Source organism: Hymenobacter nitidus, from assembly GCF_020447315.1.
GTDB classification, from domain to species: domain Bacteria; phylum Bacteroidota; class Bacteroidia; order Cytophagales; family Hymenobacteraceae; genus Hymenobacter; species Hymenobacter nitidus.
The window spans coordinates 112,799-138,753 of the sequence record NZ_JAJADQ010000013.1; the positions used below are offsets into that span (position 1 = coordinate 112,799).

23 protein-coding genes are annotated in these 25,955 nt (G+C 57.6%); 7 read left to right on the top strand and 16 right to left on the bottom strand.

Going from position 1 to position 25,955, the window contains the following annotated elements; translation table 11 throughout:
• Positions 1 to 26: 26 nt before the first annotated feature.
• From LGH70_RS20760 to queA, 4 genes are all read right to left on the bottom strand, one after another.
• Positions 27 to 494, bottom strand: a complete 468-nt coding sequence (locus tag LGH70_RS20760) for a hypothetical protein (RefSeq protein ID WP_226189680.1) — start codon at positions 492 to 494, stop codon at positions 27 to 29.
• Between the two features lie 495 nt (positions 495 to 989).
• Positions 990 to 1,769, bottom strand: a complete 780-nt coding sequence (locus LGH70_RS20765; protein ID WP_226189682.1) for an enoyl-CoA hydratase-related protein — start codon at positions 1,767 to 1,769, stop codon at positions 990 to 992.
• Positions 1,770 to 1,844: 75 nt separating this feature from the next.
• The gene (locus LGH70_RS20770; RefSeq protein ID WP_226189684.1) at positions 1,845 to 2,582 is read right to left on the bottom strand and encodes a 2-C-methyl-D-erythritol 4-phosphate cytidylyltransferase; all 738 of its coding nucleotides are present in this window, start codon (positions 2,580 to 2,582) and stop codon (positions 1,845 to 1,847) included.
• Positions 2,583 to 2,700: 118 nt separating this feature from the next.
• Positions 2,701 to 3,750 carry a tRNA preQ1(34) S-adenosylmethionine ribosyltransferase-isomerase QueA gene (gene queA / locus LGH70_RS20775; protein WP_226189685.1) on the bottom strand — a complete coding sequence of 350 codons (1,050 nt, stop codon included), beginning with the start codon at positions 3,748 to 3,750 and terminating at the stop codon, positions 2,701 to 2,703.
• Between the two features lie 205 nt (positions 3,751 to 3,955).
• Here queA and LGH70_RS20780 point away from each other — a divergent pair, with 205 nt between their 5' ends.
• From LGH70_RS20780 to LGH70_RS20795, 4 genes are all read left to right on the top strand, one after another.
• Positions 3,956 to 5,215, top strand: coding sequence for an ABC transporter permease (locus tag LGH70_RS20780; RefSeq protein ID WP_226189686.1), 1,260 nt, complete (start codon positions 3,956 to 3,958; stop codon positions 5,213 to 5,215).
• 206 nt (positions 5,216 to 5,421) lie between these two features.
• The gene (locus tag LGH70_RS20785) at positions 5,422 to 6,285 is read left to right on the top strand and encodes an LOG family protein (protein ID WP_226189687.1); all 864 of its coding nucleotides are present in this window, start codon (positions 5,422 to 5,424) and stop codon (positions 6,283 to 6,285) included.
• 180 nt (positions 6,286 to 6,465) lie between these two features.
• Positions 6,466 to 7,107: an RBBP9/YdeN family alpha/beta hydrolase gene (locus LGH70_RS20790; protein WP_226189688.1), complete on the top strand. Its 642-nt coding sequence runs from the start codon at positions 6,466 to 6,468 to the stop codon at positions 7,105 to 7,107.
• A gap of 60 nt (positions 7,108 to 7,167) precedes the next feature.
• Positions 7,168 to 8,334, top strand: coding sequence for a lycopene cyclase family protein (locus LGH70_RS20795; RefSeq protein ID WP_226189689.1), 1,167 nt, complete (start codon positions 7,168 to 7,170; stop codon positions 8,332 to 8,334).
• A gap of 243 nt (positions 8,335 to 8,577) precedes the next feature.
• Here the strand turns inward: LGH70_RS20795 and LGH70_RS20800 are convergent, their stop codons facing one another.
• From LGH70_RS20800 to LGH70_RS20810, 3 genes are all read right to left on the bottom strand, one after another.
• Positions 8,578 to 9,315, bottom strand: a complete 738-nt coding sequence (locus tag LGH70_RS20800) for an ABC transporter ATP-binding protein (RefSeq protein ID WP_226189690.1) — start codon at positions 9,313 to 9,315, stop codon at positions 8,578 to 8,580.
• 82 nt (positions 9,316 to 9,397) lie between these two features.
• A complete protein-coding gene (locus LGH70_RS20805) occupies positions 9,398 to 9,619 on the bottom strand; it encodes a DUF2795 domain-containing protein (protein WP_019948259.1) in 222 nt (73 codons plus the stop codon).
• A 134-nt stretch (positions 9,620 to 9,753) separates the two neighbouring features.
• Positions 9,754 to 11,058: a DUF349 domain-containing protein gene (locus LGH70_RS20810; RefSeq protein ID WP_226189691.1), complete on the bottom strand. Its 1,305-nt coding sequence runs from the start codon at positions 11,056 to 11,058 to the stop codon at positions 9,754 to 9,756.
• A gap of 527 nt (positions 11,059 to 11,585) precedes the next feature.
• Between LGH70_RS20810 and ettA the strand changes: the two genes are divergently transcribed.
• On the top strand, positions 11,586 to 13,250 hold the full coding sequence (gene ettA / locus LGH70_RS20815) for an energy-dependent translational throttle protein EttA (RefSeq protein ID WP_226189693.1): 1,665 nt from the start codon (positions 11,586 to 11,588) through the stop codon (positions 13,248 to 13,250).
• A gap of 94 nt (positions 13,251 to 13,344) precedes the next feature.
• Here ettA and LGH70_RS20820 read toward each other — a convergent pair whose 3' ends face one another.
• The 6 genes from LGH70_RS20820 to LGH70_RS20845 form a co-directional block, all read right to left on the bottom strand.
• Complete coding sequence (locus LGH70_RS20820; protein ID WP_226189695.1) at positions 13,345 to 14,433, bottom strand: hypothetical protein; 1,089 nt, start codon at positions 14,431 to 14,433, stop codon at positions 13,345 to 13,347.
• On the bottom strand, positions 14,430 to 14,840 hold the full coding sequence (locus LGH70_RS20825; RefSeq protein WP_226189697.1) for a hypothetical protein: 411 nt from the start codon (positions 14,838 to 14,840) through the stop codon (positions 14,430 to 14,432). Before LGH70_RS20825 ends, LGH70_RS20820 begins: the two co-directional genes overlap by 4 nt.
• A gap of 112 nt (positions 14,841 to 14,952) precedes the next feature.
• Positions 14,953 to 16,398, bottom strand: coding sequence for a hypothetical protein (locus LGH70_RS20830; RefSeq protein ID WP_226189699.1), 1,446 nt, complete (start codon positions 16,396 to 16,398; stop codon positions 14,953 to 14,955).
• A gap of 332 nt (positions 16,399 to 16,730) precedes the next feature.
• Complete coding sequence (locus tag LGH70_RS20835) at positions 16,731 to 16,949, bottom strand: hypothetical protein (protein ID WP_226189701.1); 219 nt, start codon at positions 16,947 to 16,949, stop codon at positions 16,731 to 16,733.
• Between the two features lie 28 nt (positions 16,950 to 16,977).
• Positions 16,978 to 17,376, bottom strand: coding sequence for a DoxX family protein (locus LGH70_RS20840; protein WP_226189704.1), 399 nt, complete (start codon positions 17,374 to 17,376; stop codon positions 16,978 to 16,980).
• Positions 17,377 to 17,662: 286 nt separating this feature from the next.
• Positions 17,663 to 19,285: a Na+/H+ antiporter gene (locus tag LGH70_RS20845; RefSeq protein ID WP_226189705.1), complete on the bottom strand. Its 1,623-nt coding sequence runs from the start codon at positions 19,283 to 19,285 to the stop codon at positions 17,663 to 17,665.
• A 101-nt stretch (positions 19,286 to 19,386) separates the two neighbouring features.
• On the opposite strand from LGH70_RS20845, the gene LGH70_RS20850 reads away from it, so the two are divergent.
• A complete protein-coding gene (locus LGH70_RS20850) occupies positions 19,387 to 20,331 on the top strand; it encodes an HNH endonuclease (protein ID WP_226189707.1) in 945 nt (314 codons plus the stop codon).
• A gap of 847 nt (positions 20,332 to 21,178) precedes the next feature.
• Positions 21,179 to 21,880, top strand: a complete 702-nt coding sequence (locus LGH70_RS20855) for a toll/interleukin-1 receptor domain-containing protein (RefSeq protein ID WP_226189708.1) — start codon at positions 21,179 to 21,181, stop codon at positions 21,878 to 21,880.
• Between the two features lie 521 nt (positions 21,881 to 22,401).
• Here LGH70_RS20855 and LGH70_RS20860 read toward each other — a convergent pair.
• From LGH70_RS20860 to LGH70_RS20870, 3 genes are read right to left on the bottom strand one after another with little or no spacing between them, the layout of a single operon-like run.
• A complete protein-coding gene (locus LGH70_RS20860; protein ID WP_226189709.1) occupies positions 22,402 to 22,668 on the bottom strand; it encodes a leucine-rich repeat domain-containing protein in 267 nt (88 codons plus the stop codon).
• A gap of 34 nt (positions 22,669 to 22,702) precedes the next feature.
• Complete coding sequence (locus tag LGH70_RS20865; RefSeq protein WP_226189710.1) at positions 22,703 to 23,452, bottom strand: hypothetical protein; 750 nt, start codon at positions 23,450 to 23,452, stop codon at positions 22,703 to 22,705.
• The gene (locus LGH70_RS20870) at positions 23,449 to 25,785 is read right to left on the bottom strand and encodes a hypothetical protein (RefSeq protein ID WP_226189711.1); all 2,337 of its coding nucleotides are present in this window, start codon (positions 25,783 to 25,785) and stop codon (positions 23,449 to 23,451) included. Before LGH70_RS20870 ends, LGH70_RS20865 begins: the two co-directional genes overlap by 4 nt.
• Between the last annotated feature and the right edge of the window lie 170 nt (positions 25,786 to 25,955).

Below are 25,955 nucleotides of genomic sequence, written 5' to 3' on the forward strand. Positions count from 1 at the left end.
TAGAAACGGGTGCTGCCGCCTGCCGCTTACTTCTTGGCTTTTTTGGCGTGCAGCGTCAGCGTGGCAATACCACCGCCGGTGCCATCGGCCACCACGACGCACTCACTGTCGTAGTACACGCCGTCGGCATCCCGGTTCCAGTACGATAAATACGTGAAGGCCGCAACGCCCGTCGTAGGGTTCAGCGTCAGCGGGGGCATCAGGGCGGCTGCTACCGGCCCGGTCCACACCGACGTCCGGTTGCCGTTGGGAGTTTCCACGTAGTTGCTCTGCGTCATGTCAATGGCCTGGGTTAAGCCCGTCAGGCAGGTACACATGCCTACCTGAAAGTAGTTTTTAGCGGTGTAGGCGCCGGTGCCTTCGCCATTAGCACTAGCGGCGGCCTCCGGGCCGCACGATTTCCGGGGAGCAAGGGAGCTGTCCTTTTCGCAGCTCACGCACAACATAGCCGAGCCAAGGGCCAGCATTCGCAATAGGGAGGCGGTGTGTGACATGGGTGTAGAGATTAGAAGTGGTTGACTATGAATTACTTCTAATAAGCTACACAGGAATGAAAGGAGTTAAAATAGATATTTGAATATTGATAAATACCATTCGGCCTCAGACTGCAAGGAGCATTAGTGTAAACGAAAGTTTAAATATCTAACAAGTAACATGTGTTTGTAACAATTTAACAATCAGTCTATTGTAATATTTGTGCGGGCCAAGTCGGTAATCTGCGCTGTAGCACCGCCGTAGTAGCAGCGGGAGCACCGCCGGGCATAGCTGCCCTTACCGCCAGCCCCGAAACCACCGCAGGGCAGCCTTTGGTGAAAAGCTGCCCTGTGGCTTTAAAAAGAACGTTTCTAAGGACTGTTCGTGGCTTTCTTAGCGGGAAGCTGCCCGAAGCTGCTCCGCACGACTGCTCCTAATAAAAAGCAGATTACCCAGGCGTTTAGCAGAGTGCCACGACTGGGTTTAACGCTATGATATTGTTTACATGCAGATTATTACCGGCCGTTGAAGACAGGCTTGCGCTTCTCCGTGAAAGCGGCCACTCCTTCCCGGTAGTCGGCCGATTCGCCGGCGGCCTGCTGACACTCGGCTTCGTAGTCCAGCATTTCGTCCAGCGACGCGGTGCCGGCTTTGTTGAGCATTTGCTTGATGAGGCCAATCGACCTGGTTGGCGCAGTAGCGTAGCGCGCGGCCATGGTCGCTACGGCAGCATCCAGCTCGGCCGGAGCCACCACTTGGTTTACCAAACCCAGGCGCAGGGCTTCCTCGGCAGTTACTTTCGAGCCCAGCGTGCACAGCTCAAAGGCTTTCAGCGTCCCGACCAGCCGCGGCAGGAAGTAGGAGGAGCCCGAATCGGGGACCAGACCAATGTTGATAAACACCTCAATCAGGGAGGCGTCGGTGGAGGCAATGAGTACGTCGCAGGCCAGGGCCAAGGAGCAGCCTGCGCCGGCCGCTACCCCGTTGAGGCGCCCGATGATGGGCTTGGGCATGGCGCGCATAGCCCGGATAATGGGGTTATAGCGCTTATGAAGCGTATCGGCGAAAGAGAAGTCGGCTTCGTCCTGCGTAGCCTTCAAGTCCTGACCCGAGCAGAAAGCCCGCCCGGCTCCGGTCAGCACCACCACCCGCACCGAGTCGTCGTCGGCGGCTTGTTGCAGGGCATCCTGCAGCTCGTAGCTCTGCGGGTTATTGAAGGCGTTGAAGACCTCAGGCCGGTTGAGGGTAATAGTGGCCACGCCATTCTGCGCGTCGTAAAGCAGGCAAGTGTACATAGCAAGGGTTGTCGGGTGGAATGATTTGCGAGCCGAAAAGTACGCCGAACCCGGCAAACACGCCCCGGCTTAGCCTCAAATGATACCCCGTTCGGCGCGGAGCAGGGCTTCGGCCACAATCAAATCTTCGGGCGTTGTAATCTTGAGGTTGCGGTAGTCGCCGGGCACCATATAGATGGGCTGCAGGTCTTCTACCACGCTGGCATCATCGGTGAAAGCGGGCAGCTCGGGCAGCCGGTAGGCCCGCCGCAGCAGGTCCAGCTCAAAGCACTGGGGCGTCTGCACCAGCCGGAGCCGGGCGCGGTCCATGGCATACGAGCCCTGCTGGGCCAGGCCCCGTACCGAGTCTTTGGGCGCCACGGCCGCCACGGCCGCCCCGTGCGTAGCGGCGGCGGCGTAGGTTTGCTCAATCACCGCGGCTGACACCAACGGTCGTACCCCGTCGTGCACTGCCACGATGCCGGCCGTTTCCTGGGCCAGCTGGGCCAGCCCGTTGCGCACGGAAGCCCAGCGGGTTTCGCCGCCCACCACCACCGCGTGCGGAATAGTCACGTTGTGCTCGTGGCACAGCTGCTGCCAGGTTTCCAACTGCTCGGCCGGGAGTACCACCACGCACTTTTCTACCCGCACGGCCGCCTCCGCAAACCGGCGCAAGGTGTGCAGCAGCACCGGCTCACCCAGCAGATTCAGGAACTGCTTGGGCCGGTCGGCGCCCATACGCGTGCCGCTGCCCCCAGCCACCAGAATGGCAAAGCGGGAATTGGAGTGGGGAGCGGTAGGCTCCGAAGGCACTGATGCGGGGAAAGCGGGCATAGGAAGAAGGCGGGTGAGGCCGCAAAATACGGAACTGCCCGTACGCAAAACGCCGAATACCTGGTGGGCATTCGGCGTTTGGTAGATGTAGCAACTGCAGGGCTGCTGGCTGTGCTTACTACAGTACCAGCATGGCGTCGCCGTAAGTGAAGAACTTATACTTCTCCTTGATGGCTGTCTGGTAAGCTTCAATCAGGAACTCGTGGCCGGCAAAAGCCGACGCCATCATCATCAGCGTGCTTTCGGGCATGTGGAAGTTCGTCAGCAGCGAGTTGGCAATCTTGAACTCGTGGGGCGGGAAGATAAACTTGTCGGTCCAGCCCTGGTTTTCCTTCAGGCGAGCATGAGCCGACACCGACGACTCCAGAGCGCGCATCGTGGTGGTACCCACGGCACACACACGCTTCTTGGCGTCCAGGGCCCGGTTCACCACCACTGCCGACTCCGCCGGCACGATGAAGTTCTCCGAGTCCATCTTGTGCTTGGTCAGGTCCTCCACGTCCACGGGGCGGAAGGTGCCCAGGCCCACGTGCAGCGTCACCGGCACCATGTCCACGCCCCGGATTTCGAGGCGCTTGATGACTTCGCGGGTGAAGTGCAGGCCCGCCGAAGGAGCCGCCACGGCGCCCTTGTTCTTGGCGTAAATGGTCTGGTACCGCTCTTTGTCGGCCGGCTCGGCTTCGCGCGTAATGACTTCGCGGGGCAGGGGCGTTTCGCCCAGGTCGTTGAGGGCCTTGTAAAACTCCTCGTCCGAGCCGTCGAACAGAAACTTGATGGTCCGGCCACGCGAAGTGGTGTTGTCGATAACCTCGGCCACCATGTCGCTTTCACCGAAGTAGAGCTTGTTGCCCACCCGGATTTTGCGGGCCGGGTCTACCAGCACGTCCCAGAGGTGAATTTCCTTGTTCAGCTCGCGCAGCAGGAATACCTCAATCTTAGCTCCCGTCTTTTCCTTGTTGCCATACAGGCGGGCCGGAAACACCTGCGTGTCGTTGACCACAAATACGTCACCTTCATTGAAATACTCAATGATGTCCTTGAACACGCGGTGCTCGATTTTGCCGCTGTCACGGTGCAAAACCATCAGGCGCGATTCATCACGAGTTTTGGCCGGGTGTTGTGCCAGCAGGCTTTCGGGCAAGTCAAATTTGAACTCGGACAGTTTCATGGGCTAAAACAAAGGCAATAGGAGGGGAATCTAACAAAATTTTGGGTTGGCAAAAGTACGTACTATGGCCGGATAAATCGTTACTTTTCGCCCGGAAAGGTGAGATAGTGAAATAGTGAGATGGTGAGTTTGATTGTCAATCTGCTCAGATCCGCGCTACGCAAAACATAAAACTCACTATTTCACCACTCACCATCTCATCTCGATGAAAACGCTGCGTCTGACTCTGGAAAGCTTCCGCTTCGCGTGGCAAGCCCTCAAATCGAATCTGCTACGCACTATTCTTTCGCTGCTGGGCGTCACGGTGGGTATTTTCGCCATCATTGCCGTCTTTGCCGTCGTCGACTCGCTGGAGGCCAACGTGCGCAAGAGTATGAGCTTCGTGGGCGACAAGGTAATTTACGTGGGCAAGTGGCCCTGGGCCTTCGGTGGTGAATACCCCTGGTGGAAGTATTTCAACCGGCCTGTGCCCACGGTGCGGGAGTTTCGGGAGTTGCAGAAAAACCTGGGGCCCAACAACAAAGGTGTGGCCATCTTCGGGGCCGTGGGTGGCAGTGTGCTGAAAGCGGGCAGCAACAGCGTGTCGGACTGCGCCCTGCAAGGCGTCAGCTTCGACTACCGCAAGGTGTCGGATGTGCCCATTGCCGAGGGCCGGTATTTCACCTCCCAGGAAGTAGACGCGGCCCGTAACGTGGCTATTATCGGCGCTACCATTGCCGAGAGCCTTTACCCCAACGGCAGCGCCATCGGGCAGGAGTTTACCGCCCGGGGGCGCAAATTTGTCGTCATTGGCATTATGCAGAAGGAGGGCAAGAAGCTGCTCGACACGCCCAGCAACGACACCAACTGCCTGGTTCCCTTCGGCATGTTTACCAAGATGTTTGCCCTAAATACCGGCGGTATGACCGGCGTGACGCCCACCATTGCCGTAAAGGGCTCCGACGACGACCCCGGCCTGCTCGATCTGGAGTATGAGCTGCAGGGTGTGATGCGCAACATTCGGGGGCTGAAGCCACGGCAGGAAGACAATTTTGCCCTGAACCGACCCGAAATGCTGGCCAATGCCATTACCCAGCTCTTTTCCATCATCGGTATTGCCGGTGCCGTCATCGGCTCGTTTGCCATGCTGGTGGGCGGTTTCGGTATTGCCAACATCATGTTTGTCTCGGTGAAGGAGCGCACCAACATCATCGGCATTCAAAAATCCCTGGGAGCCAAGAATTCCTTTATTCTGTTCCAGTTTCTTTTCGAAGCCGTTTTTCTGTGCTTAATTGGCGGCGCGGCCGGCATCTTTCTGGTGTTCCTCATCACGCTGGTTCCCCAGGAGTCGCTGCCGTTGTTCTTATCCGCCGGAAATATTGTGCTGGGGCTTACCGTATCGGTCGTAATCGGGATGTTAGCCGGTATTATTCCCGCCGTGCTGGCGTCTAATCTGGACCCGGTAATTGCCATTCGGTCGAAGTAAAGCGCCAAGCAGGCTACTCTAAGGCAGGAGGTTAGGCTATTGTTAACAAATTGTTAACTTGCACGCCCCAATTTTTAGTCGCCCTGCCGTCGCGGGGCGGCTTTCTTTTGCCCCCCACTCTCTTTATTTTTTCACTAGCGGGTCAGCTGTACCGCTACGGGCAACGTCGTTGCCTCCATCTGACCCTGCAATTCCCATGTGTAGCCATGACCAAACTCAAAAAAACCAGTCGGACGAAAGCTTCCGATGAGGCCCTTAATGCGGGCAGCGGCCAAACCATTGTTCAGCCCAACGTCAACGACAACAAAGTCACCAGCATCAGCGACATCCGGGAGCAAACCCACGGGGAGCGCACGGTGCAGGTCGATGATGAGCAGCGCATCCGCAAGGCTTTCGTAGATAAAGACTGGAACGAAATCAAGATTGCCGACTCCTGGCAGATCTTCAAGGTGATGGCCGAGTTCGTGGAAGGCTTCGAGAAAATGTCGAAGATTGGCCCCTGCGTGTCCATTTTCGGCTCGGCCCGGACCAAGCCCGACAACCCGTACTACCAGATGGCCGAGGAAATTGCGGCCAAGCTGGTGCGCCACGGCTACGGCGTTATCACGGGCGGCGGCCCCGGCATTATGGAGGCCGGCAACAAAGGCGCCCGCTCCGAGGGTGGCAAATCGGTGGGTCTGAACATTGAATTGCCCTTCGAGCAGTTCAACAACATCTACATCGACCCCGACAAAATCATCAACTTCGACTACTTCTTCGTGCGCAAGGTGATGTTCGTCAAGTACGCCCAGGGCTTCATCGGCATGCCCGGCGGCTTCGGCACCCTCGACGAGCTGTTCGAAGCTATTACCCTGATTCAGACCAAGAAAATCGGCCGCTTCCCCATCGTGCTGGTGGGTACCAAGTACTGGCAGGGCATGTTCGACTGGATTCAGAAGGCTATGCTGGAAGACGAGCACAACATCTCGCCCGAAGATATGGACCTGGTGCAGCTCGTGGACGACGCGGCTTCGGCCGTAAAAATCATCGACGATTTCTACTCCAAGTACCTGTTGTCGCCTAACTTCTAGGCGGGCCGCAACACGAGAAAAGCCGGGCGCGAGTCCGGCTTTTTTTATGCCTGATAGTCAGCCGGAAGAACAACTCCGGGCCCACAAGCCGATTGGCTGCCCCGCAAGAGCAGGGGTGTTTCGACAAATCTTTTTATTGCGTAAGTAGTTATCAGTGTCATTCCCACCTTTGCTCGTCTCATGTCAGAAACGAAACACATTTATGTAGTGCCCCGCTGGGGTGGCACCCCGCGCGACGATTGGTATCCGTGGCTGAAGCGGGAGCTGGAGGAAAAGCACGAGGCCCAAAGCCCCCGCTACGAAGTGCATCTGCTGGATATGCCCGCCTGGGAGCTGCCCGACATCGACCGGGCCATCGACCATCTGGCCCGGGTGCTGCCCCCCGCACAGCTGCAGCCCAACATTATTCTGGTGGGCCACAGCGTTAGCTGCCTGGCTATCCTGCACTACCTGGCCAAAATTGGCGCCGAGTATCCGGCCTCACCGCCGCAGGTGGGCGGAGTGGTGTGCGTCGCGGGCTGGTTTTCCGTCGACAGTCCCTGGCAGGAAGTGCTGAACTGGATTCACGCCCCGATTGACTTTGAGGCGGCCCGCCGCCTGATTCCGGCCGAGAAGCTGGTGGTGCTCCTGTCGGACGATGACCCGTACACCTCCGGCTACCAGGAAAACGAGCAGCTCTGGGTGGAGCGACTACGCTCCCGGGTGCATATTCTGCCCGGTCGCCAGCACTTCAGCTCCCACCTCGACGCCGATATTCTGGAGGCTATCCGGGACCTGGCCGACGACTTACCCCAGCCGGCCCTCAGCCAGCAGCGTGGGTAAGCCGGCCCCGGGAAATGCCGGGCGGCAAACAAATCCGGCCCGGCGTGCTTCCTTTACTTCGTGAAGCCTGACTTTGACTACTTACTGGCCGGGGGCGGCGCCGCGGGCCTTAGCCTGGCCTACCACATCAGCCAGGAGCCGCGGCTGCGCGACAAGCGCGTGGTAATACTAGAGCCGCTGGTGAAGGATCAGAACGACCGGACCTGGTCGTTCTGGACGGATACGCCCACGCTGTTTGACCCGATTGTGGCCCACGAGTGGCAGCAGCTGGCATTCCGTAGCCCCACCTTCGAGCGGGTTTTTCAGCTGCAGCGCTACCGTTACAAGATGATAAGGGGCCTGGATTTCTACCGGTTCGTGCGGGCGGCCCTGGAGCAGAATCCGCAATTCACCTTCGTGCAGACCACAGTGGAGGCGCTGGTTGATGGCCCGCAGGGCGTGGAGGCGCATACCAGCGCCGGGCGCTACTCCGCCCGCTACGCCTTCGACAGCCGCCCGCCCCAGCTGGACAGGCAACCCGAGAAGTACCGCTACCTGCTGCAGCACTTCGTGGGGTGGGAGGTCGAGACGGAGCACGACGTATTCGACCCCGATACAGTCGAGTTTATGGATTTTCGGGGTCAGCAGCAGCAGCAGGCGCGTTTTATCTACGTGCTGCCCTTCGGCCGGCGCAAGGCCTTGGTCGAGTACACGCTGTTTTCGGAAGAGCTGCTGCCCAAGCCCGACTACGAGGCCGCTGTGCGGGACTACCTGAGCAACACATTGGGAGTGGCGTCTTATAGGGTAATGAGTGAGGAAGTAGGGGCTATTCCCATGACCGACCACCCACTGCCTGCCCGGTCGGGGGCACATATTATCAACCTCGGCACCCGGGCGGGGCGGGCCAAACCCAGCACCGGCTACGCCTTTAAGCGGATTCAGGAGCACAGTACCCGGCTGGTAGCTGCCCTGGCCGCCACCGGCCAGCCGCCGAAAAACCTAACCGGCGACCGGCCCCAGTTCCATCTGTTCGACACTTTGCTGCTGGATATTATGCGGCGCCGCGGTGAAATGACCCGCGACATTTTCAGTGAGCTTTTCCGGCGCAACCCCATCGAGCGGGTTTTAGCTTTCCTGGACGAGCGCACCTCCTGGCCAAACAACTTCCGCATCATGAACTCCGTGACGCCCTGGCCCTTTATGCGCTCCATCTGGCACGTGCTGCGCGGCCGGCCGGGCGAAAGGTGAGGTAATGTGCTAATTTTTAATGTGCTGATGTTCTAAATGTGAAAAATGTGTCCTTGCGAGGCGTGAGCCGACCCACTCCGTCCTCTGAGATGTACCAAGCTTCCTTCACTGAAAAGCCCCAACGCCTGAGCAGGCGTTAGGGCTTTCTGGTAACAGGTCATGGGTCACTAGCAGAGGGCGGATTGCCGCGCTTCGCTCGCAAGGACACGTTCCGCTCATTCAGCACATGAAGTTATCAGCACATTAGACTACCAGGCTTTCCTCACTTTCCAGAAAAGCCCGCTCGGCTTGCACGGTGGCCACCGACAGCGGCTGCAGCTGCGGCTCGGGGCGGGACAGGTTCAGCAGGTAGCCGGGCATGCTGGCTAGGTTGTCGAGGTCGTGGGTGATGCAGAGGATGGTTTTGCTGGCCTGGTTTACCCACTCCTGCAGCAGGTCGAACACGCGGCGGCGGTAGTACACATCCAGCTGCTGGGTAGGCTCGTCGAGCAGGTAAAGACCGGCATCCTGCAGGGCCAGCTGGGCCAGCCACACCAGCTGCTGCTCGCCACCCGAGAGCTGAGTGAAGTCGCGCCTCGCTAGGTGCCGTGCCCCCACGCGCTGCAGAGCGGCTTCGGCCAATTCGTAATCCTGCCGGGTGTAGGAGCTCAGGAAGCTCTGGTGCCGGAAGCGCCCCATCACGACCAGCTCCCGCACCTCAATCGGAAAACCGACGGAGCTGCGCTGGGGCAGATGCGCCAGCAGGCCGGTAGCCGCCGCCCGCCGCACCTGGCGCAGGTCCTGGCCCGCCACGCGCACCGTGCCCTGGTAGGAAATCTGGCCGGTAAGAGCCCGAAACAGCGTGGTTTTGCCGCAGCCGTTGTGCCCGATAACCGCCACGAAAGCCGGGCCGGGCAGGCACAAAAAAAGGTTGCGGAGCAGAACGCGCTGTTCGTACCCCGCAACCAGATTTTCAATCGTTAGAACTGAGAGTTCAGACATCAGAACGGAGAAGGGGCTATAAGTACCGTCGACCAGATGAAGTGGTCTAAGTTCTAAACTCTGAGTTCTGAGCTCTTAATTTCTAGTATTCGTCTTCGTTGAACATGAAGTCTTCCTTGGTCGGATAGTCCGGCCACACTTCTTCGATGTTCTCGTAGGGTTGGCCATCGTCTTCCAGGGCCTGCAGGTTCTCTACTACTTCCATCGGAGCACCCGAGCGGATAGAGTAGTCAATGAGTTCATCCTTGGTGGCAGGCCAGGGGGCATCTTCCAGATACGAAGCCAGTTCGAGGGTCCAATACATAGTCGTGTGTGCTACAAAAAAAGGTTGGCAAAAGTAGTGTTTAAAAGTAACTCGTGAGCCGCCTACTTGCTTAACACGGCTCAGGTAGATTGGTTGCTTCAGCAGGACAACGTAAAATACCTCTGAATGTTGGGCTACGCAACCAAGCGCTGGCGCAAGATGTCGATTAGCTCGGTTTTCGTGCGGATTTTGCGGTCGAAGGCCCGGACCTTTCCCTGCAGCATCGTCCGGAAAGTGTCGTTACCGGGCGAGTCGCTGAGCTTGCCCAGGTTTTCCTGCAGCACCTCACGCTCCTGCTGATCCGACTTGATAAAGTCGCGCAGGGCCTGCACGCGGGTGTTTATCTGGTCTTCCTTAGTCAGCACCTCGGAGCTGCCAGCCTGACGTTTGCGAATAAAGTGCTCCAACGCACTCATTTCAAACACTTTGTCGCAAGCCAGGATAAACTGCTCCCATACCCGGTCTGATTCCTCGCCGCGCACGGGGCCCACCTTTTTCCAGGCGGCCTGCAGCTCTTTGGCGCGGGCCACGGCCTCGTTCATGGGGCGGTTCAGCAGAGCATCAGCCTCGGCTACCAAGGCGCGCTTGCGGCTTAGGTTGTCGTCGGGGCCCGTCGAAACGGTTTCCACCTTTTTGGTATTGATGTGCTCCTTGAGGCGCTCGAAGAAGTGGTTGTGAGCCGCCCGGAAGCGCGTCCACAGGTCGTTGGCCTGCTTGCGGGGCAGCGAGCCGCCCACTTCTTTCCACTCCTGCTGCAGCTGCTTGAGCTTGGCGGTGGTGCCTTCGAAGTCGTCGGAGTTCTGCAGGGCTTCCGATTTGTGAATCAGTTCTTTGTACTTGTCGAAGACGCGGTTGGTCATGGCCTTTTTCTGGGCCATGAAGTCCTTTTTCTTCACGAAGAACTCTTCCACTGCATCCCGGAAGCGCGTCTCCAGCTCCTCGGTAATCTCCTTATCCACGGGGCCGGTTTTAATCCAGGCCTGGCGCAGGTCCTTGAGCTTGTCGCCGGCTTCCTGCCAGTCGATGGTGTCGCGCAGGGCTTCGGTTTCCTGAATCAAGCTGATTTTGGTCGCCAGATTCTTCTCCCGGTTGCGGGCAATGGTGACCTTGATATTCTCTTCCGCCTCGGTGAGGCGGCGGTGCAGGGTTTCAAAGTCGCCGAGACCATCGTAGACGGCCGTTTGCTCTTTCAGGTGCAGGGCCTTCATCAGAAATGAGCCCTTGTTCTCCGACTCCTCCATTTTCTGCAGGAGGTCATCAACTTTGGCGCGGAAGTTCTCGAAGCGTTGGGCGAAGTACAGCAGCGCTGCTTCTTCCGAATCTTTAACCAGGCCTACCCGCCGGGCTGGCAGGTTCATTATCGGTTGAAGCCACACCTGGTCGCCCTCGATGTAGCCATAACGGCGAGCTTCGGCCAGTAAGTGGTCTTGTTGTTCCATAAACGAATAACGCGGGGCGAATAGGGGGTGAAGTGGGGTTCAGAGCGGAAATATGGGCAACATTTACGGCATGCCTAACAGTTTGCAGTGTTTTTTACCGGCGGCTCCGCATTCTGCGGAATCTTACGCCGGGCTACCTACCTTTGGTGAGCCGCCCCGTGGGTTGTGGCCGTCGGGGCTACAAGCCAGAAGGCAGCTTCTGAAAGGTAGGCTACGCACTGGCAGCCTGCACGGTTATGACAAACCCATAACGTGCCGCAGGCAAAGCAGGTGTGCGGCCACTCCAAATACAACCGGTTAGAATGCGCAATGAGCCCGCAAAATATCGAGTATTACTAAAACCCCAACTGTTTAAAGTTTCCGCGGGCTTTGTTCGACACGCGGCAGCCGGGCAAAAGCAGCCGACGGGCCGGTAAAAATTCCGGTCTGCACCGCTCCCGGTCACCTCGGGGCTTATTTGCCGCTCCGCATTTCGTTTTTCTGTTTCTCCACGGCCCCGTGCCCGTTTACCTCCCAACTACCCTTCCATGAGCGACCAGACGATTATCTTTTCGATGGCCGGCGTGACCAAAGTGTACCCGCCGCAAAAACAAGTTCTTAAAAACATCTACCTCTCGTTTTTCTATGGGGCCAAAATCGGGGTGCTCGGCCTCAACGGCTCGGGTAAGTCGAGCCTGCTCAAAATTATTGCCGGCGTCGACAAGCAGATTCAGGGCGAGGTGGTCTGGTCGCCGGGCTACACGGTGGGCTACCTGGAGCAGGAGCCCCAGCTCGACCCCACCAAAACGGTGCTGGAAGTAGTGCAGGAAGGCACGGCCGAAACCGTGGCCCTGCTCAAGGAATTTGAGGAAATCAATGAAGCCTTCGGCGGCGAAGACCCCGACTTCGACAAGCTGCTCGAGCGGCAGGGCACCGTGCAGGAGCGCCTCGACCAGCTCGACGCCTGGAACCTGGACACCAAGCTGGAGCGGGCCATGGACGCGCTGCGCACCCCCGACGCCGATGCCATCATCGGCAACCTCTCGGGCGGGGAGAAGCGCCGGGTGGCCCTGTGCCGCCTCTTGCTGCAGGAGCCCGACGTGCTGCTGCTCGACGAGCCCACCAACCACCTCGACGCGGAAAGCGTGCTGTGGCTGGAGCAGCATCTGAAGCAGTACAAAGGCACCGTCATTGCCGTAACTCACGACCGGTACTTCCTCGACAACGTGGCCGGTTGGATTCTGGAGCTGGACCGCGGCGAGGGAATTCCGTGGAAGGGCAACTACTCGTCGTGGCTGGAGCAGAAGTCGACGCGCCTGCAACAGGAGGAGAAAACCGAGAGCAAGCGCCAGAAAACCCTGCAGCGCGAGCTGGAGTGGGTGCGTATGTCGCCCAAGGCCCGGCAGGCCAAGAGTAAGGCCCGCGTGGCCGGCTACGATAAGCTGGTGAGCGAAGAAGCCAAGGAAAAAGAGCAGCGCCTGGAGCTCTTCATCCCCGACGGGCCACGGCTGGGCGGGCAGGTTATTGAAGCCCACGGCATCAGCAAGGCTTTCGGCAACAAGCTGCTATTTGAGAACTTGAGCTTTGCCCTGCCCCAGGGTGGTATTGTAGGCATCATCGGGCCCAACGGCGCTGGTAAGTCTACGCTGTTCCGTCTTATCACCGAGCAGCTGCAGCCCGATGCGGGCCGCTTCGAGGTGGGCCCCACGGTGCAATACGCCTACGTGGATCAGCAGCACGACACGCTGGAGCCTAATAAGTCGGTGTTCGAAACCATTTCGGGCGGCACCGAGACCATGCTGCTGGCCGGCCGTCCTGTGAATGCCCGCGCCTACGTGAGCAACTTCAACTTCCGCGGCGGCGACCAGGAAAAGAAGGTCGGCTCGCTCTCGGGCGGGGAGCGGAACCGGGTGCACCTGGCCACCACGCTGAAGCAGGGCGCCAACCTGCTGCTACTCGACGAACCGACCAACGACCTGGACGTGAATGCCATCCGGGCCCTGGAAGACGCGCTGGAAAACTTCGCCGGCTGTGCCGTCATCATCAGCCACGATCGGTGGTTCCTCGACCGGCTGGCCACCCACATCCTGGCCTTCGAGGGCGACTCGCAGGTGGTGTGGTTCGAGGGTAACTTCTCGGATTATGAGGAGGCCAAGAAGAAGCGCCTGGGCGACGTAGAGCCCAAGCGGGTTCGGTACAAGAGCCTGGGGTAGAGCTAATGCTCAACTAACAAAAACGCGCCGCCGGAAGCATTTCCGGCGGCGCGTTCTGTTATGCAAGTAGCAAGCTTTGAAAATGCGGGCAAGCCTAGTCTTTTTGAGAAACTCCCCATTTGAGAGCGGTTTTAAACCCAATACCATTGCGTTTCAAATCCTTGGCGAATTCGCTGTACAGAGATAAATGCAGCCATAGATTTTCAGTTAGTCGAGGCTCTATTACTGCCGAAATAAGTCCGGCTACGTCGGTCGGTTGGTTGCTGCCGTCAGTTGCTTTCAGGTCACGGTCGATAAAAGTAGCGGCACCTTCCAAGGACGTTTTAATGGAGCCGATGCTACCACGCAAACGCAGGCCAGCCAAAAAGGAATTTTGCGAGTAGAGGTCACCCGGTTTGTTTGTGTTGGCTACCTTTTCATCCCAACGCCCTCGAACATGTACGATACCTTGCACTGTGGTGCCTAAACCATAGCTTAAAGAGGTCCAAGCTGCAAAACCGTTGTACTCCAGGTCGTTTATTCGGCTAGAATCACTGCGGCTGCTCAGCGCAGCGGCGGCGGTCCATACAAAGCCCTGCTCGCCAGCTTGACGGAATTTTGTTGCCTGTTCTTCCTTTAAACGGGCAATTTCAGCGTCTTTGGCTTGTGCGCCTCTGGCATCAGGCGGAAAGCCAACATTGGCCATAGCTTGCTTATCTAGATTATCGTAAAACTTCAGAACCGTACTATCTAGCCGTGGGTCACTCGTGTTGAGTAAGGTGAAATGAATACCAACAGCACCTTGTAGAGCTTCATCTACAGAACTTTGGCCTTTGGTGGTACCGAGGGAAAACTGGGTATTCGCAAAGAATCTTCTAACAGAACTTTCTCGATACTGCTGCAAAGTGGTAGTAGCCATAAACGGTGCCGCGTCAATAGCCACTCCGCTTTGGATACGACCGCTCTGATCAATGGCGTCCGCGAGAGAAGCCGCAAATAGTCGAGGACTAATAGGCCGCACTACATTTTCGGGTGATACGCCTAACGTGACAAAGGCTGGAGATGCCGGCACGGAAAAGTCGAAGCTGCGGCTGCTGGCCGGTTTAGTATCTCCCTGGTGCCCTTGGGCCACTGAGTATTGTGGCATCATCCCCCAAAGGAGTACTAAGCTTGCCGTCGATAGAGCGTAGATATAATCTTTCATGTGAGCTGACAAAAACCATTAAAGCTTTTAGAAGGACCATCAAATGATCCTTGCTTCGTGACAGGCGGGTTTAATACATCATTGTCATTTTGGGTGATGCGCAGAGTGAAATCATAAGGCTCAGCTGAATTATCACTGAAACCGAAAAAGGTAATCGACCACCCGAACTTCCAGCCAGTCATCTCCTTAATGGCGTTGACTTTGGGCTCATGAGGTGGGAATATCGTTGGGTCCAAGACTATTTTTCTGAGGCTCTGTTTATTGTCGCCCTGATTAATCTCTATCCATGTACCGGTATTAGGTGCCTGAACCAGAAAATGAAACTTGCAGTAAGAAATGCCGCCCATAGAAAGCTCTACTATTGGCATTGGGCCGTTGGGGTCAAAGGTTGCCGTGTTGTCAGCCATGGTTGTGAAGTATGAAAGCAATTGATTAGTAAGTCGATATAGGGGACGGCCCGGTAGGATTTCGACAAATAGCCGTTGATCCAGAAGGCTAGCTGAACCCTGCCGCAATTAATTAAGTGTTGTTTGGCATCCGGGGGGGCTTGATTCCCAAATTGCGGATGTTGACAACTCGGCAGAGCAGATCAAACCAGAAGGGGGCGCCGATGGCCAGAGCCACGGCGGTGATGAACCACCCGAGCCAGGTCTGCCAGCCTTGTTGAACCTGGTGTTGGGGATTAAACCAGTGACCTTTCTGCGCTTGGCTGCGCCTGGCGGAGTCTGCTTGGGCTTCTTTACGAAGGGAATCGAGCTGGATTTTCTGTTGCCCAGCAAGTACAGCAGGAGTTCTATTCGCGCTATTGGCCAGTTCCTGGGGCTTGGTGCCCGGAACCCGGAGCAGCGAGGTGGTTTTCCATTGGTAGCCCGTCACTGCTAAGTCTTGCTCAAGCAGTTCCTGGTTTTGCCGCTGATAGCGCCTGTAGTGCGCCGGCACGCTTACCAGCACCCACGAGTCGTCGGCAGCTCTGGGGACTTTGCCGGCCAGACCACCTTTTAGCTTGCCGTTCTTGTCACGCAAACGGGCTTCTGTACGGGCTGGTACTTCCACGTAAAAATCCACCAGCTTGGTGCTGTCTACCGGCGGCAAGCTCACTTTGCGCGCTTTGATAGTATCACCCGTTCCCCGCCCGATGGGGAAGCCGTAGCCCAGTAGCTCCTCTACTGCGTCGTCAATAGCCTTTTGGGTAGCTTGAGTATAGACTATTGCCGAATCAGTACGGGGCGGCACTTTGGGTGGAATAAGGGCTTTGCCTTCGGCACTCGCGGGTAGCTTTTGGGTGATTAGAGTAGAAATCTGGCCCCGCTCAGCATCATGGGTGTGCAGATACTGGATAATGTAGGGCGTATCGATATTGCCGACTACGGCTACTATCATCCCAATAAAAAGGAGCCGGGGCCGGACGCGGCGCTTGTACCAGCCGGTAAGCCGCTCGCCGTAGGCGTCGTACCAGTGTGCAATGGCTTGCTGGTACTTCTCAAACGCGTCAGCCTTGGTTTGATCGACGTTGCCTAGTAGCTCGGTTAATAACTTAGTCGTTTGCGAGTCGATAGTAGCCGGTGGAGCCAGGAGGGCCGCTGCGACAGTTGAGATTGGAGTAGCCGGGGCGGCAGCTGCTCCCGCAGTAGGAGCCAACAGCTCCAGCAGCGTTTTGGCGAACAAATCGGGTGCTATATAGGCGGGTAGGCCATCTTTACCGAGCCACCACAGTATGCGGTTTTGGGTGGATATAACCGCCGGGCTGGCCTGTGCCGATGGCGAAAGGGTTGCAATAGGAGCCTTGGTGTACAAGGCATTGGTGGTAGTGACGCCCAGCGTTCCTTCCAACTCCCGATAAAGGAACTTGCCCCGGACATTGCGGTAGCCAGCCCAAAGCTCATAGATGGATAAGACCACTTGGCTGCAGAGCAGATACAGAAAAGCCATTGACATGGCTATTTCAAGCAACATGGTCAGTGTCATATGCCAGGAGTGAGAGTGGGAAGCCGCAATGGAAAAGTATGGGGCGGCAGAATCAGATGCCTCCGTACCAGCACTGAAGTTTGCGTAGTGCGCGCATAAGCTGCCATTGAGAAGCACCTGCCCGTTACTGAGGCCTTACAGGCTGCTGTTCGCCTCATTCAAATTCAGCCGAGCCTCCCTTTAGTGCAGTGGCTTCTCGAGGGCATCTCATTGGCAGAGCACAATGGCCCGGTGCTGCACCTGCCGCGCACCTGGTAGCCGCTTATGCGCTCAACAAAAAGCCGGTGTATGCACCGGCTTTTTCTATACTAAAGCAATCAGTAAGTCTGGCCTTAGTCGGGTAGCACTTCGGCCTGAAAGCCCGCTTCTTGCAGCAGTGAAATCAGGCAGGCCGGGGAAACCAAGCCAGTGTGCGATTCTACGCGCAGCACCTTGTCGCAGTCCTCCAAATCGAAGTTGGCCCGGTACTGCGTGAAGGTGTTGTGGATCTGGTTGAGTAGCAGCCGGGCCTGCCGCCGGGCTGTAACGTTGGTTTTGAATACTTCTACCATCGCGCGGACCTGAAAAGGCAGGCTGGAATCAGGCAACGCTGAGCGTGGAATCGAGGCGGGGGGATTCCGCCGTTCTGCGCCGGTTGGTTTGGTAAGAAACCGCAATTAGCAGAAACCCGATGCTTACGGGCAGCCACTGGCTGAGTGGGTCGCCGACCGCCAGGCCCGAGTACATGGCCCCCGCCAAATCGAAGACGAAGCCGGCGTAGGCCCACTCGCGGATGCGCGGAAAGCCCGGCACCAGCAGCGCCACCACGCCCAGCAGCTTGGCCACGCCCAGAAACGGCGACAGATAAGCCGGGTAGCCCAGATGCCGGAAAGCTTCAATTGCTTCGGGCACGCTTAGCGCGTTCGAAATGCCGGACATCAGCATCAGCGCTGCCAGAAGGCCGGTCGAAGTCCAGTAAAGCACATTGTTCGTTTTCATGGGAAGCAGGTTTAGCACTGTACAACAGAAAAGAGAAGCGGCTTTGATAACGTGTTTGCTAATTTGGGTAGTTGGAATCTATCCTGTATTAGAGTTTTGTTGCCAACAAATTTAGTATTTGTGCGGCCAAAACGGGGGGGCATTTCCGACTTATTGCGGGGCAATTGCGACAGGGCAGGACACTGCAAAGCCCCCAAGCTGCCTCGGAGGCTTCGCGGTATCCTGCCCTGATGGGTTTGCCACTGCTGTTGGTCTGGGAGCTTGCCTGACCGGCAAAGTGCTGCGGCTAATGCGGCATGTGGCTGATTTTTGCCTCGTCTAAGTCCAGCTGGGCTTCCTGGTGGCGCAGCATCTCTTCCTCGAATACGTCTTCGTGGCGCAGCACAAACAGCTCCTCGCGCTGCACCTGCAGCACGTCGAGCAGCACTTGGTGGTAGCGCTGCAGGGCCAGGCGCTTGGATTCGTCGTAGTCGAGGGCTTCGAGCAGGTTGCCGGTACGCTGGGCTTCGGCCTGCATGCGGTGCTGCAGGGCGCTGATCAGCTCGTTTTCCCGAATATCGGTTTCGTAGTGCTGCGCTAAGTGGGCCAGGGCCACGCGGCGCAGGCGCAGGCGGATGCCCGCCTCCTGGGCTTCGGTTGGCATGCGCTCCTCCTGCTCGGCCACGCCGGTAAGGCGGATAATGGCCGGCAGCGTGAGGCCCTGGAATACCAGCGTCACCAGAATCACGACGAAGGTGATGAACAGAATCAGGTTACGCTGGGGGAAGGCCTGCCCGTTGCTCAGCAGCAGGGGCACCGACAGGGCCGAGGCCAACGACACCACGCCCCGCATGCCGGCCCAGCCGATAATCACGGGGCCTTGCCAGCCGGGGCTGACCTCGGTGGTACGGATGCTGCGAGACAGCCAGCGCGGCACAAACGCGGCCGGGAACATCCATACCATGCGAATCAGGATGATAATTACGCTGATAATGAGACCGTAGGTAATGGCCTGCCGCAGGGAGTAGGACCCCAGGCCCTGCACCGCCACGGGCAACTCCAGGCCGATGAGGATAAACACCAGCCCGTTGAGCACAAAGCCCACGCTGCTCCACACGCTGTAGGCCTGCAGGCGCGTATCGGCGTCGAACACGCGGTGGGAGTGGTAGGAGAGCAGTAGTCCGCCGCTGACCACGGCCAGCACGCCCGAAAAGTGAAACTCCTCGGCCAGCAGGTACATGACGTAGGGCGCCAGGAAAGTAAGGACCGTGTTGATGCTGGGCGTAGTGGGCAGGTAGCGGTGAATCAGGTAGAAGACCTGGGCCACCGCCAGCCCGATGGCCAGCCCCATGCCGCTGGCCAGCAGGAAGGAGGTGGCGGCCGCGTGCCACGAAAATGTGTTCGTTACTACCGCCGCCAGCGCAAAGCGGAACACAATCAGGCTGCTGGCATCGTTGATCAGGCTTTCGCCTTCCAGAATGCCCGTTACCCGGCGCGGCACCTTGACGCCTTTCAGCACGGAGGTGGCGGCCACGGCATCGGGCGGGGAGATGATGCCGCCCAGCAGGAAGCCCAGGGACAGGGTGAAGCCCGGAATCATGGCCCGGCTCACGTAGGCCACGATGGTAGAGGTGAAGAACACCAGCCCGAAAGCCAGCAGGGCAATGGGGCGCTTCCACCGCCAGAAGTCCTGCCAGGAAGTGTCCCAGGCGGCCTGGTAGAGCAGGGGCGGCAGGAAAATCAGGAAAATCAGGGCCGGGTCGATGGTGATGGGCGGCAGCCCCGGCACGAAGCTGAGCGCCAGACCGGCCAAAACCAGAAAGATGGGGTAGGAGATGCGCAGCTTCTGGCTCAGCATGACGAGCAGCAGCATGGCAAACAGCAGGCCCAGGACCAGCAGAATCGATTCGTGCAGGGCGTTATCGTGCATCAGAGGAGGAGGGAAAGGCAAGACACCGGCCGGAAGGTAGCAGCTCAGCGGCACAATGGCTATGCACCCGGCCCGGAAGAGCTGCTTATCTTGCCCCGCGCATGGCCGACCTTTCCTCCTACCTCACCCGTTTCCGCAAGCTCAAAACCAGCCGCCTCGGCGGCGAAGAAGCCCCCTACAAGCCGGCTCTGCTGCTGGCCGTGCTCGAAGGCATCGAATCAGGCACGATTGAGGGCAATCAAATCATCATTACCCCCGAGCTGCTGGCCGCTTTCCAGAGCAACTGCCGTGACCTGAGCACCTCGGGCCGGTTTCGGGCCAACAACTTTGCCCTGCCATTTTACCACCTCACCGGCGAGAAGTTCTGGCACCTGCACACCCACTTCGGTCAGCCCCTGGTGCTCACCGCTTCCGGCTCGCCCCGCAGTCTGGGCCATTTGCGCCAGGTAGTAGCCTACGCCGCCCTCGATGCCCCGCTGTGGCTGCTGCTCCAGGATGCGGCCACCCGCCAGCTGTTCCGCAACGCGCTGCTGGAACGCTACTTTTCCCAAACCCGCTTCCGCTACCGCCCCGGCGCTGGCCCCGAGACGCTGCGCGACCTGGGCCAGCAGATGCTGGAAGAGCCCGTCGCCGTGTACCAAACCCACCTCAACCTCGCCGACGAAGTGGAAACCGCCGTGCGCAGCGCCGTTTTCAAGCGCGAAGTGCTACGCGTCTACAACTATACCTGCGCCATTTCCGGCCTGCAGCTTATCAGCACCGGCACCAGCGCCGTAGCGCCCCTGCTCGACGCCTGCCACATCGTGCCCTGGTCCGTCAGCCACGACGACACCATCGGCAACGGCCTGACCCTAACGCCTACCCTGCACCGCGCCTTCGACCGGCACCTCATCCGCATCGACCAGGACTACCGGGTGCGCGTAGCCGACACCTTCCGCGAGCTGCGCGGTGCCGAGCATGGCCTCTTGCAGTTCGAAGGCCAGAAGCTGCGGTTGCCGGAGCGGGAGGAGTGGTGGCCGCGGCAGAAGGGGTTTGATGAGCGGTAAAACAATGGCCCGGCGTAGGGCCACGCTACGCTTAACTCACTTAAAAACAGCACTGAGAATATACTAGTCGATAAAATCTATATTTAGCCAGGCGCTTATCCGGCTATGCCCTGCTAAGAGCCCGTAAAGTGGCGGACCAGGGCCCACGCAGAGGGAAACGTGGGAAAAAGGCAGGGCTGGACGTATTCGAGCAGGCTCCGCGGCACCAGGTGTCCCGCCCCGACCGGGTAGTTTCCCGCCTGCTCCGGTGGACGGCTGTTGTTGATTAATCCAGGCTTTTCCGAACTGGTGCCCCCGGTAATTTTCTGGCTTCTCCTCTTCCTGGCTATCCGCCCCCTGCGAAGCCGCGGCACACGGGGAGCAGCTGTTGCCCCGGACCAGGCTTAAGGGAGCAGTAGTTGTTTCGTCTGTTCTGCTACACCGGCCATCGTGCGTGGGCTTTTTGCCGCCTGCCTTTTTCGCCGTTGCCATCCTGAGCGGCGCGGAGCAGAGTGAAGAACCTTGTCACGCCCGCGCAAGCCGTTGTTCGGTCACTTGTTCCTATCGGGTAAGTTTCTTCGCCAGCGTACAGCAGAAGGGCGACTGGCATAGGGCGTTGTACAGAACCCCCGGATGCTTTGCTCGCGCTCCGCTTGACGTTCCTGCTGCCTCGGACCCATAGCCTGAGTTGTATTGTAGCGCAGGCTTGGCTTGAAAGTAAAACCTCAATTAATACCAATAATCTTAGTCAAAGGTGGCGGGCTGATAATGGGTCATTTTAAAATTAGAGCCGTAGAGAGAAATATTTGCCAATATGATTAGTTATTGCTAATTAGCTTGGGTAAAACCTTGCTCTGAATTTCTCGCTATGGAAACCGCCCGTACCAGTGTCTTTATCAGTTACAGCCACGCCGACAGCCATTGGCGTGAAATGCTGGCTATTCATCTGCACCCCCTCATGCGCGACCAGCATGTGCAAATCTGGAGCGACCGGGATATTCGGAAGGGGGAGCGGTGGCAGGACCGGATTCGCCGGCAGCTGGCCCAGGCCAAAGTGGCTATTTTCCTCGTCAGCGCCGACTTTCTGGCCTCCGACTTCATTCACGCCGAAGAACTGCCGCCTCTGCTGGTAGCGGCCGAGCAGGAGGGAGCCATTCTGCTCTCCATCATCGTGCGGCCCTGTGCCTTCCAGGATTCTCCGCTCAGTAGTCTGCAGGCTGTGAACAACCCGAGCCAGCCCCTGTCGGGCATGAGCAAAACCCAGCGCGAGCGGGTCATGCTCAGCGTGTACCAGGAATTGCGCGACGTGTTCAAGCCCCCAAGCGCCCCGGCCAAGCTGTCGGCGGGACGCTCGGCCAATGCTGGCACTGCACCGGTAGGCGAAGCCCTAGTCAAGCTGAAAAGGAAGCGGGCGGGCAATGATTCTCCCGCTTCCGGGGCTACTGCTGCGCCGAAGCCGATGCCCCCGATAGTGGCTGAACCTCCGCCGAAGCCTGCTACGAAATCAGCGGCCAAATCCCCGGCCAAAAAAGCGTCGACCCGGCCTATGAAGCCGCGGCCTGATAAGTAAGCTCAGATTACTAAGCACAGCAAAGGCCCCGCTGCATGAGTAGCGGGGCCTTTGCTGTATTTGGGTACGCGTAGAGCGGAGGCGGGGCTTACCGCGCTAACTATTATTCGCGTCGTCAATCTTGCCGCCGTCGTTGGCGGTATTTGGTGGTATTCTGAGTGTGGTGCTTGGCCTGGGTTTCGTTGCTCCCCGTTCCGAGGCTGAGCTGCGTACCGCCGTAAAGTACCACGGTGGCCTGGCGGCCACGCAGCAAACCAGCTGCAACCCGGTTCAAGGCCCTCCTTCTGGCCGTCGACGCCCGCCGGGTAGCCGTACAGATGCCTAGGTGGTAGAAAGTTATGATGAAAGTAGCCGCCCGCCGCGCCACCCTAGTGGATTAAGCCAGGTAGCCCTACCGGTGCAAGCCACCGTCCGTCCCGGACTATCTAGGGCGGGCGGGTTTGTTTTTGGGATGGATACGGATGCCAGCCAATATTTATGCTTGCAACGCCTCAGACGAGAAATAGTATTCTTTGCCGCTATTAGCAGGGAATGCCGTTGCGCTTGTAGATGGTTACTCCGTTCGGGCCCTTGCAAGCATGATACCCTGGCCTGATCGTTCTTTTTTCCGCTACCAATGCCTCTCGACTTTTAACAGTGCTGCTGACCGGAGAGGCTCTGAAGGATAGTTCCTCAATTTCCATATCGGCAAAGTCTGGATGGCTGGCCATAAAGGTTTCCATGATTTTGGTGAGGGCCTTTAGGGCACTAAGCTGTTTTTTCTCTACTTGTGTCATGTGGGTGGCCATTCAGGGATGAAGAAAAAAAGAAGGGTAAGGCAGATTATTTTCGGTAGAGGAAAACCCGGGTGCTGGCCGCCAGATCGGGGGGAGTATTGAGGGCGCTGCTGGTCGTTGCCGTAATTGTCAGGTATCCCTGATAGTCGATGCCGCCGGGCGAATACCGAATACGGGCTACGCCGTTGGCATCGGTTCGGGCTTGTCGGATGTTGTTCACGAAGGACCCCGCCGTGGCCTGCGGACCGGCGGGGTTACTAGGGTAGGTCGCATCGAATGTGACCAGCGTGCCGGCACTCGGGCGTCCGTCGGTGCTGCTAAGCGTGGCAGTAAGCAGCAGCTCATTGGTAATGCTGTTGGAAACCGCGAAAGAATCAACGGAGACGGTGATTCTAGTAGGATAGACGCGCGCAAACGTGACCTGTACTTTCGGGTTGGCCTCCACGCCATAGGTCTTGGCCGACACGGTGGCAGAGCCTTCACTCGGGCTGATCAGCTTGGCCGTGGCCACAAAATCAGCGGCGGCCTCCGTTCGCAGGCTGTCGCCCTTACCCCCTACGAAAGAACCCAGGGTAGTTCGGAAGACGACTGTGCGTTTGGAGCGGGCGGCATCCGAGGAAATCCGGGCCCGGATTTCAGTTGGCGTAGTGCCGTCCGCAAGCCCTGTCAGCGGAGTGCCGGTGTGCTCCAGCTGAACAAGGTCCGGGCTCGGGTTATCATACTTATCAGGCTGGTAGCAGCCGGTACTCAGCAGGCTTAGCACTACTACGAGACTATATCGAACGACTGTTTTCATAGCTTGAACCATGAACTGATACCGCCAAAAAGTTCTTTTAAATCGAGGTCAACAGATACGCCGATGAAGGGGGAAACCTGCACAGGGCGGTCAGTGGAAAGCGGGTTGGGGTCAATAGCCTTAAACCAGACGCCTCCGGTCGTCACCCGCAGGTAGTTATTCAGGCGGTAGCCCAGGCCGGTGAGCAGGCTGCTTTTATTAAAGAAATCTTCGCGCCGGCCCGTAATTGCCAACGACCGAAGCGTAATTCCCGACACAAAGGACAGGTGGTGCCAGAGCGTTTTATGCGAAATTAGGCGCCAGGGAATATGCTTGTCTATCGAGCGAAAACCGATATTAAAGCCCAGGTACGGGGAGAAATCCTTGGGTTTAAAGGACTGCTCGAACGCCTCCCGACGGTCGAAGAAGACCACAAAGCCGAAATCAGGAACGATGCGAAACTTGTTTTCGGCCACCAGGTCCAGAACGGAGCTGGAGCCGCTGCCAGTAAGCACCGTTTGAGGAGCGAGTAGGTTTGAAATGAGCAGCTGTCGGGACTTGGCCTCGGTGGCAAGCACCTTGTCCAGGGGAGTGGCAACCTCCCGCAGGCTTGCGGTATACAAGTTGGTACTAGTAAGTAGGGCATCGAGGGCCGTAAGGTGTGCGGGACTCAGAAGGCGGACCTTCTCGATAAATGCAATGGCCTCGGTGAGGCGGGTAATGCTGGCTTTTAAGTTTGCCTTCCGGGTTTCATAGTACGTGTCGTCATCAGGGCTTGCGTGTTTGGTGAGGTCATCTATTGACAACAGCCCGCCCGCTACCGCATTGCGGCGAGTCGCATCGGTTTCAGCCAGTAGCGTCAAGGTATTCATCAGATTGTCGCGGGCGGTCAGGTCCTTGATTCCTTCTTTTGCGCAGGGGCAGGTCACCGCTTTTTCCATACAAAGTGTAAGGGCAGCGAGATTAAAAGTGGGTGCCGCCCACACAGCCCCCTCAACCATGCACTCGATTAATTCCTTTTGGGTCTGTATGATGGTGTAGTTACCCATGATGCTGGTGCTGGGCTCCAGCCATTTGCCATCATTCACTCTGGCTTTGGGCACTGCCTCGAACAGCATTCCTTTTCGGGATGATTTTAGCGTGCCTACCTCCAGCAGATGCGGGTTGCCCAGGTCGTCGTAGGCCAGTGCCTGCAGTTGGTAGGAGGCATCTACATCCAGATTAATGGGTTGGCCATAAGTATCAAGGATGTTCAGGCTCAAGTGCCCCTCCGGGTCGATTCGGGGAGTAAGATCGGCATTTACCGGGTTGGTAGAAATAAACCGGCTGCCAAAAGTAATGTCCTGCGTGATAGTTGTATAGCGTGGCGACTTGAAGTTCTGCAAGCTGTCCAAAGGTTTAACCGCTTGGGTAGAGGGAGTGAAAAAGAGGCGGTATTGCACCACGGCCGCCGCAGTATCAGAATCGTAGAGGCTGGGAGTGTGCGAGTGGTAAGTGTCAAAACTTACTTTGAATGCATATAGTGCAGCTACGAACTCGTTAAACCCTTCGAAGCTGGCCAGGGTGTTGTTGGGATTGTTCTGCCGGGCCGTGATATTTTGGCGATGCAGTAGCATGGCTTCCTCCAACAGCCCCGCATCGGCGGGCAGCTGCTGGCTTTTGAATACCATAGCACCGATTTTTAGGAGCTGCTTGGCATCGGCATCATTATCGGCTAACAACTTAATCCGGTACTCCCGATTCGGCTCCAGGGGCGGAATGCGAAGGGTAACCTCAGTAGATTTGCCTTTTGGCACTGCCGCAAGAATAGGATGCGCATAGTAAACAGCTCCACCCTGGAAGGCCTTGAAGCTAACATTTCTCTTTTCGATTTTCCGTCGGCTCGTATCCGGAAAGGACGTTATATATTTTTCGTAGTCCGCCTGGGTAGGTTTTGGGGATGGGCTAAGTTTAACGAAGTGCTCATACGACACTCTGGCTCGGGCAGCCTGACGCTCACTTTCTTCCGGAAAAGCTTTTAAGTACAGGCGGTAGTCACGACGGGTGAGCTTCGTTTTCCCGTCTCGGTCTATGGGCTCGATAATGAACGAGCGAACGGCTGGCTTGCCGGGTAGGACATATTTTAATAGAAAGCACCGGTCGAAAGGCATGGCTTTCGTCGTGGCGAACACCAGCGTATCGGTGTCTATCTTATCACCAGCCGCACAGTAGGCACCCTGCGGGGTAGTAAAGAACTGAGCCTGTACCGGTGGACAGGAAGATGCTATAAAGATTATTATCAGGCTTATAATGAACCTGTGGCAGAATGGTTGGTATTTCAAGGAAGTAATACTGAGTTGTAGAGTGTCGACCATTAGAATAGGAAAGGCATGTTATTTACCTGGTCTTGTCCTAGGGAAAGGATCAAATTCAAATCTGCCCGTTTTATTCTCGCACAGCATCAGTGCTGTCACTGAATATTGATAAGATAATATTAATAAAACTACATGTAGGCAACTCCCCAGCATCTTCCTGCATCTACCCC

Coding starts and splice junctions, on each gene's coding strand:
- LGH70_RS20760 (WP_226189680.1), bottom strand. CDS start 494: ATGTCACACACCGCCTCCCTATTGCGAATGCTGGCCCTTGGCTCGGCT.
- LGH70_RS20765 (WP_226189682.1), bottom strand. CDS start 1,769: ATGTACACTTGCCTGCTTTACGACGCGCAGAATGGCGTGGCCACTATT.
- LGH70_RS20770 (WP_226189684.1), bottom strand. CDS start 2,582: ATGCCCGCTTTCCCCGCATCAGTGCCTTCGGAGCCTACCGCTCCCCAC.
- queA (WP_226189685.1), bottom strand. CDS start 3,750: ATGAAACTGTCCGAGTTCAAATTTGACTTGCCCGAAAGCCTGCTGGCA.
- LGH70_RS20780 (WP_226189686.1), top strand. CDS start 3,956: ATGAAAACGCTGCGTCTGACTCTGGAAAGCTTCCGCTTCGCGTGGCAA.
- LGH70_RS20785 (WP_226189687.1), top strand. CDS start 5,422: ATGACCAAACTCAAAAAAACCAGTCGGACGAAAGCTTCCGATGAGGCC.
- LGH70_RS20790 (WP_226189688.1), top strand. CDS start 6,466: ATGTCAGAAACGAAACACATTTATGTAGTGCCCCGCTGGGGTGGCACC.
- LGH70_RS20800 (WP_226189690.1), bottom strand. CDS start 9,315: ATGTCTGAACTCTCAGTTCTAACGATTGAAAATCTGGTTGCGGGGTAC.
- LGH70_RS20805 (WP_019948259.1), bottom strand. CDS start 9,619: ATGTATTGGACCCTCGAACTGGCTTCGTATCTGGAAGATGCCCCCTGG.
- LGH70_RS20810 (WP_226189691.1), bottom strand. CDS start 11,058: ATGGAACAACAAGACCACTTACTGGCCGAAGCTCGCCGTTATGGCTAC.
- ettA (WP_226189693.1), top strand. CDS start 11,586: ATGAGCGACCAGACGATTATCTTTTCGATGGCCGGCGTGACCAAAGTG.
- LGH70_RS20820 (WP_226189695.1), bottom strand. CDS start 14,433: ATGAAAGATTATATCTACGCTCTATCGACGGCAAGCTTAGTACTCCTT.
- LGH70_RS20825 (WP_226189697.1), bottom strand. CDS start 14,840: ATGGCTGACAACACGGCAACCTTTGACCCCAACGGCCCAATGCCAATA.
- LGH70_RS20830 (WP_226189699.1), bottom strand. CDS start 16,398: ATGACACTGACCATGTTGCTTGAAATAGCCATGTCAATGGCTTTTCTG.
- LGH70_RS20835 (WP_226189701.1), bottom strand. CDS start 16,949: ATGGTAGAAGTATTCAAAACCAACGTTACAGCCCGGCGGCAGGCCCGG.
- LGH70_RS20840 (WP_226189704.1), bottom strand. CDS start 17,376: ATGAAAACGAACAATGTGCTTTACTGGACTTCGACCGGCCTTCTGGCA.
- LGH70_RS20845 (WP_226189705.1), bottom strand. CDS start 19,285: ATGCACGATAACGCCCTGCACGAATCGATTCTGCTGGTCCTGGGCCTG.
- LGH70_RS20850 (WP_226189707.1), top strand. CDS start 19,387: ATGGCCGACCTTTCCTCCTACCTCACCCGTTTCCGCAAGCTCAAAACC.
- LGH70_RS20855 (WP_226189708.1), top strand. CDS start 21,179: ATGGAAACCGCCCGTACCAGTGTCTTTATCAGTTACAGCCACGCCGAC.
- LGH70_RS20860 (WP_226189709.1), bottom strand. CDS start 22,668: ATGGCCACCCACATGACACAAGTAGAGAAAAAACAGCTTAGTGCCCTA.
- LGH70_RS20865 (WP_226189710.1), bottom strand. CDS start 23,452: ATGAAAACAGTCGTTCGATATAGTCTCGTAGTAGTGCTAAGCCTGCTG.
- LGH70_RS20870 (WP_226189711.1), bottom strand. CDS start 25,785: ATGGTCGACACTCTACAACTCAGTATTACTTCCTTGAAATACCAACCA.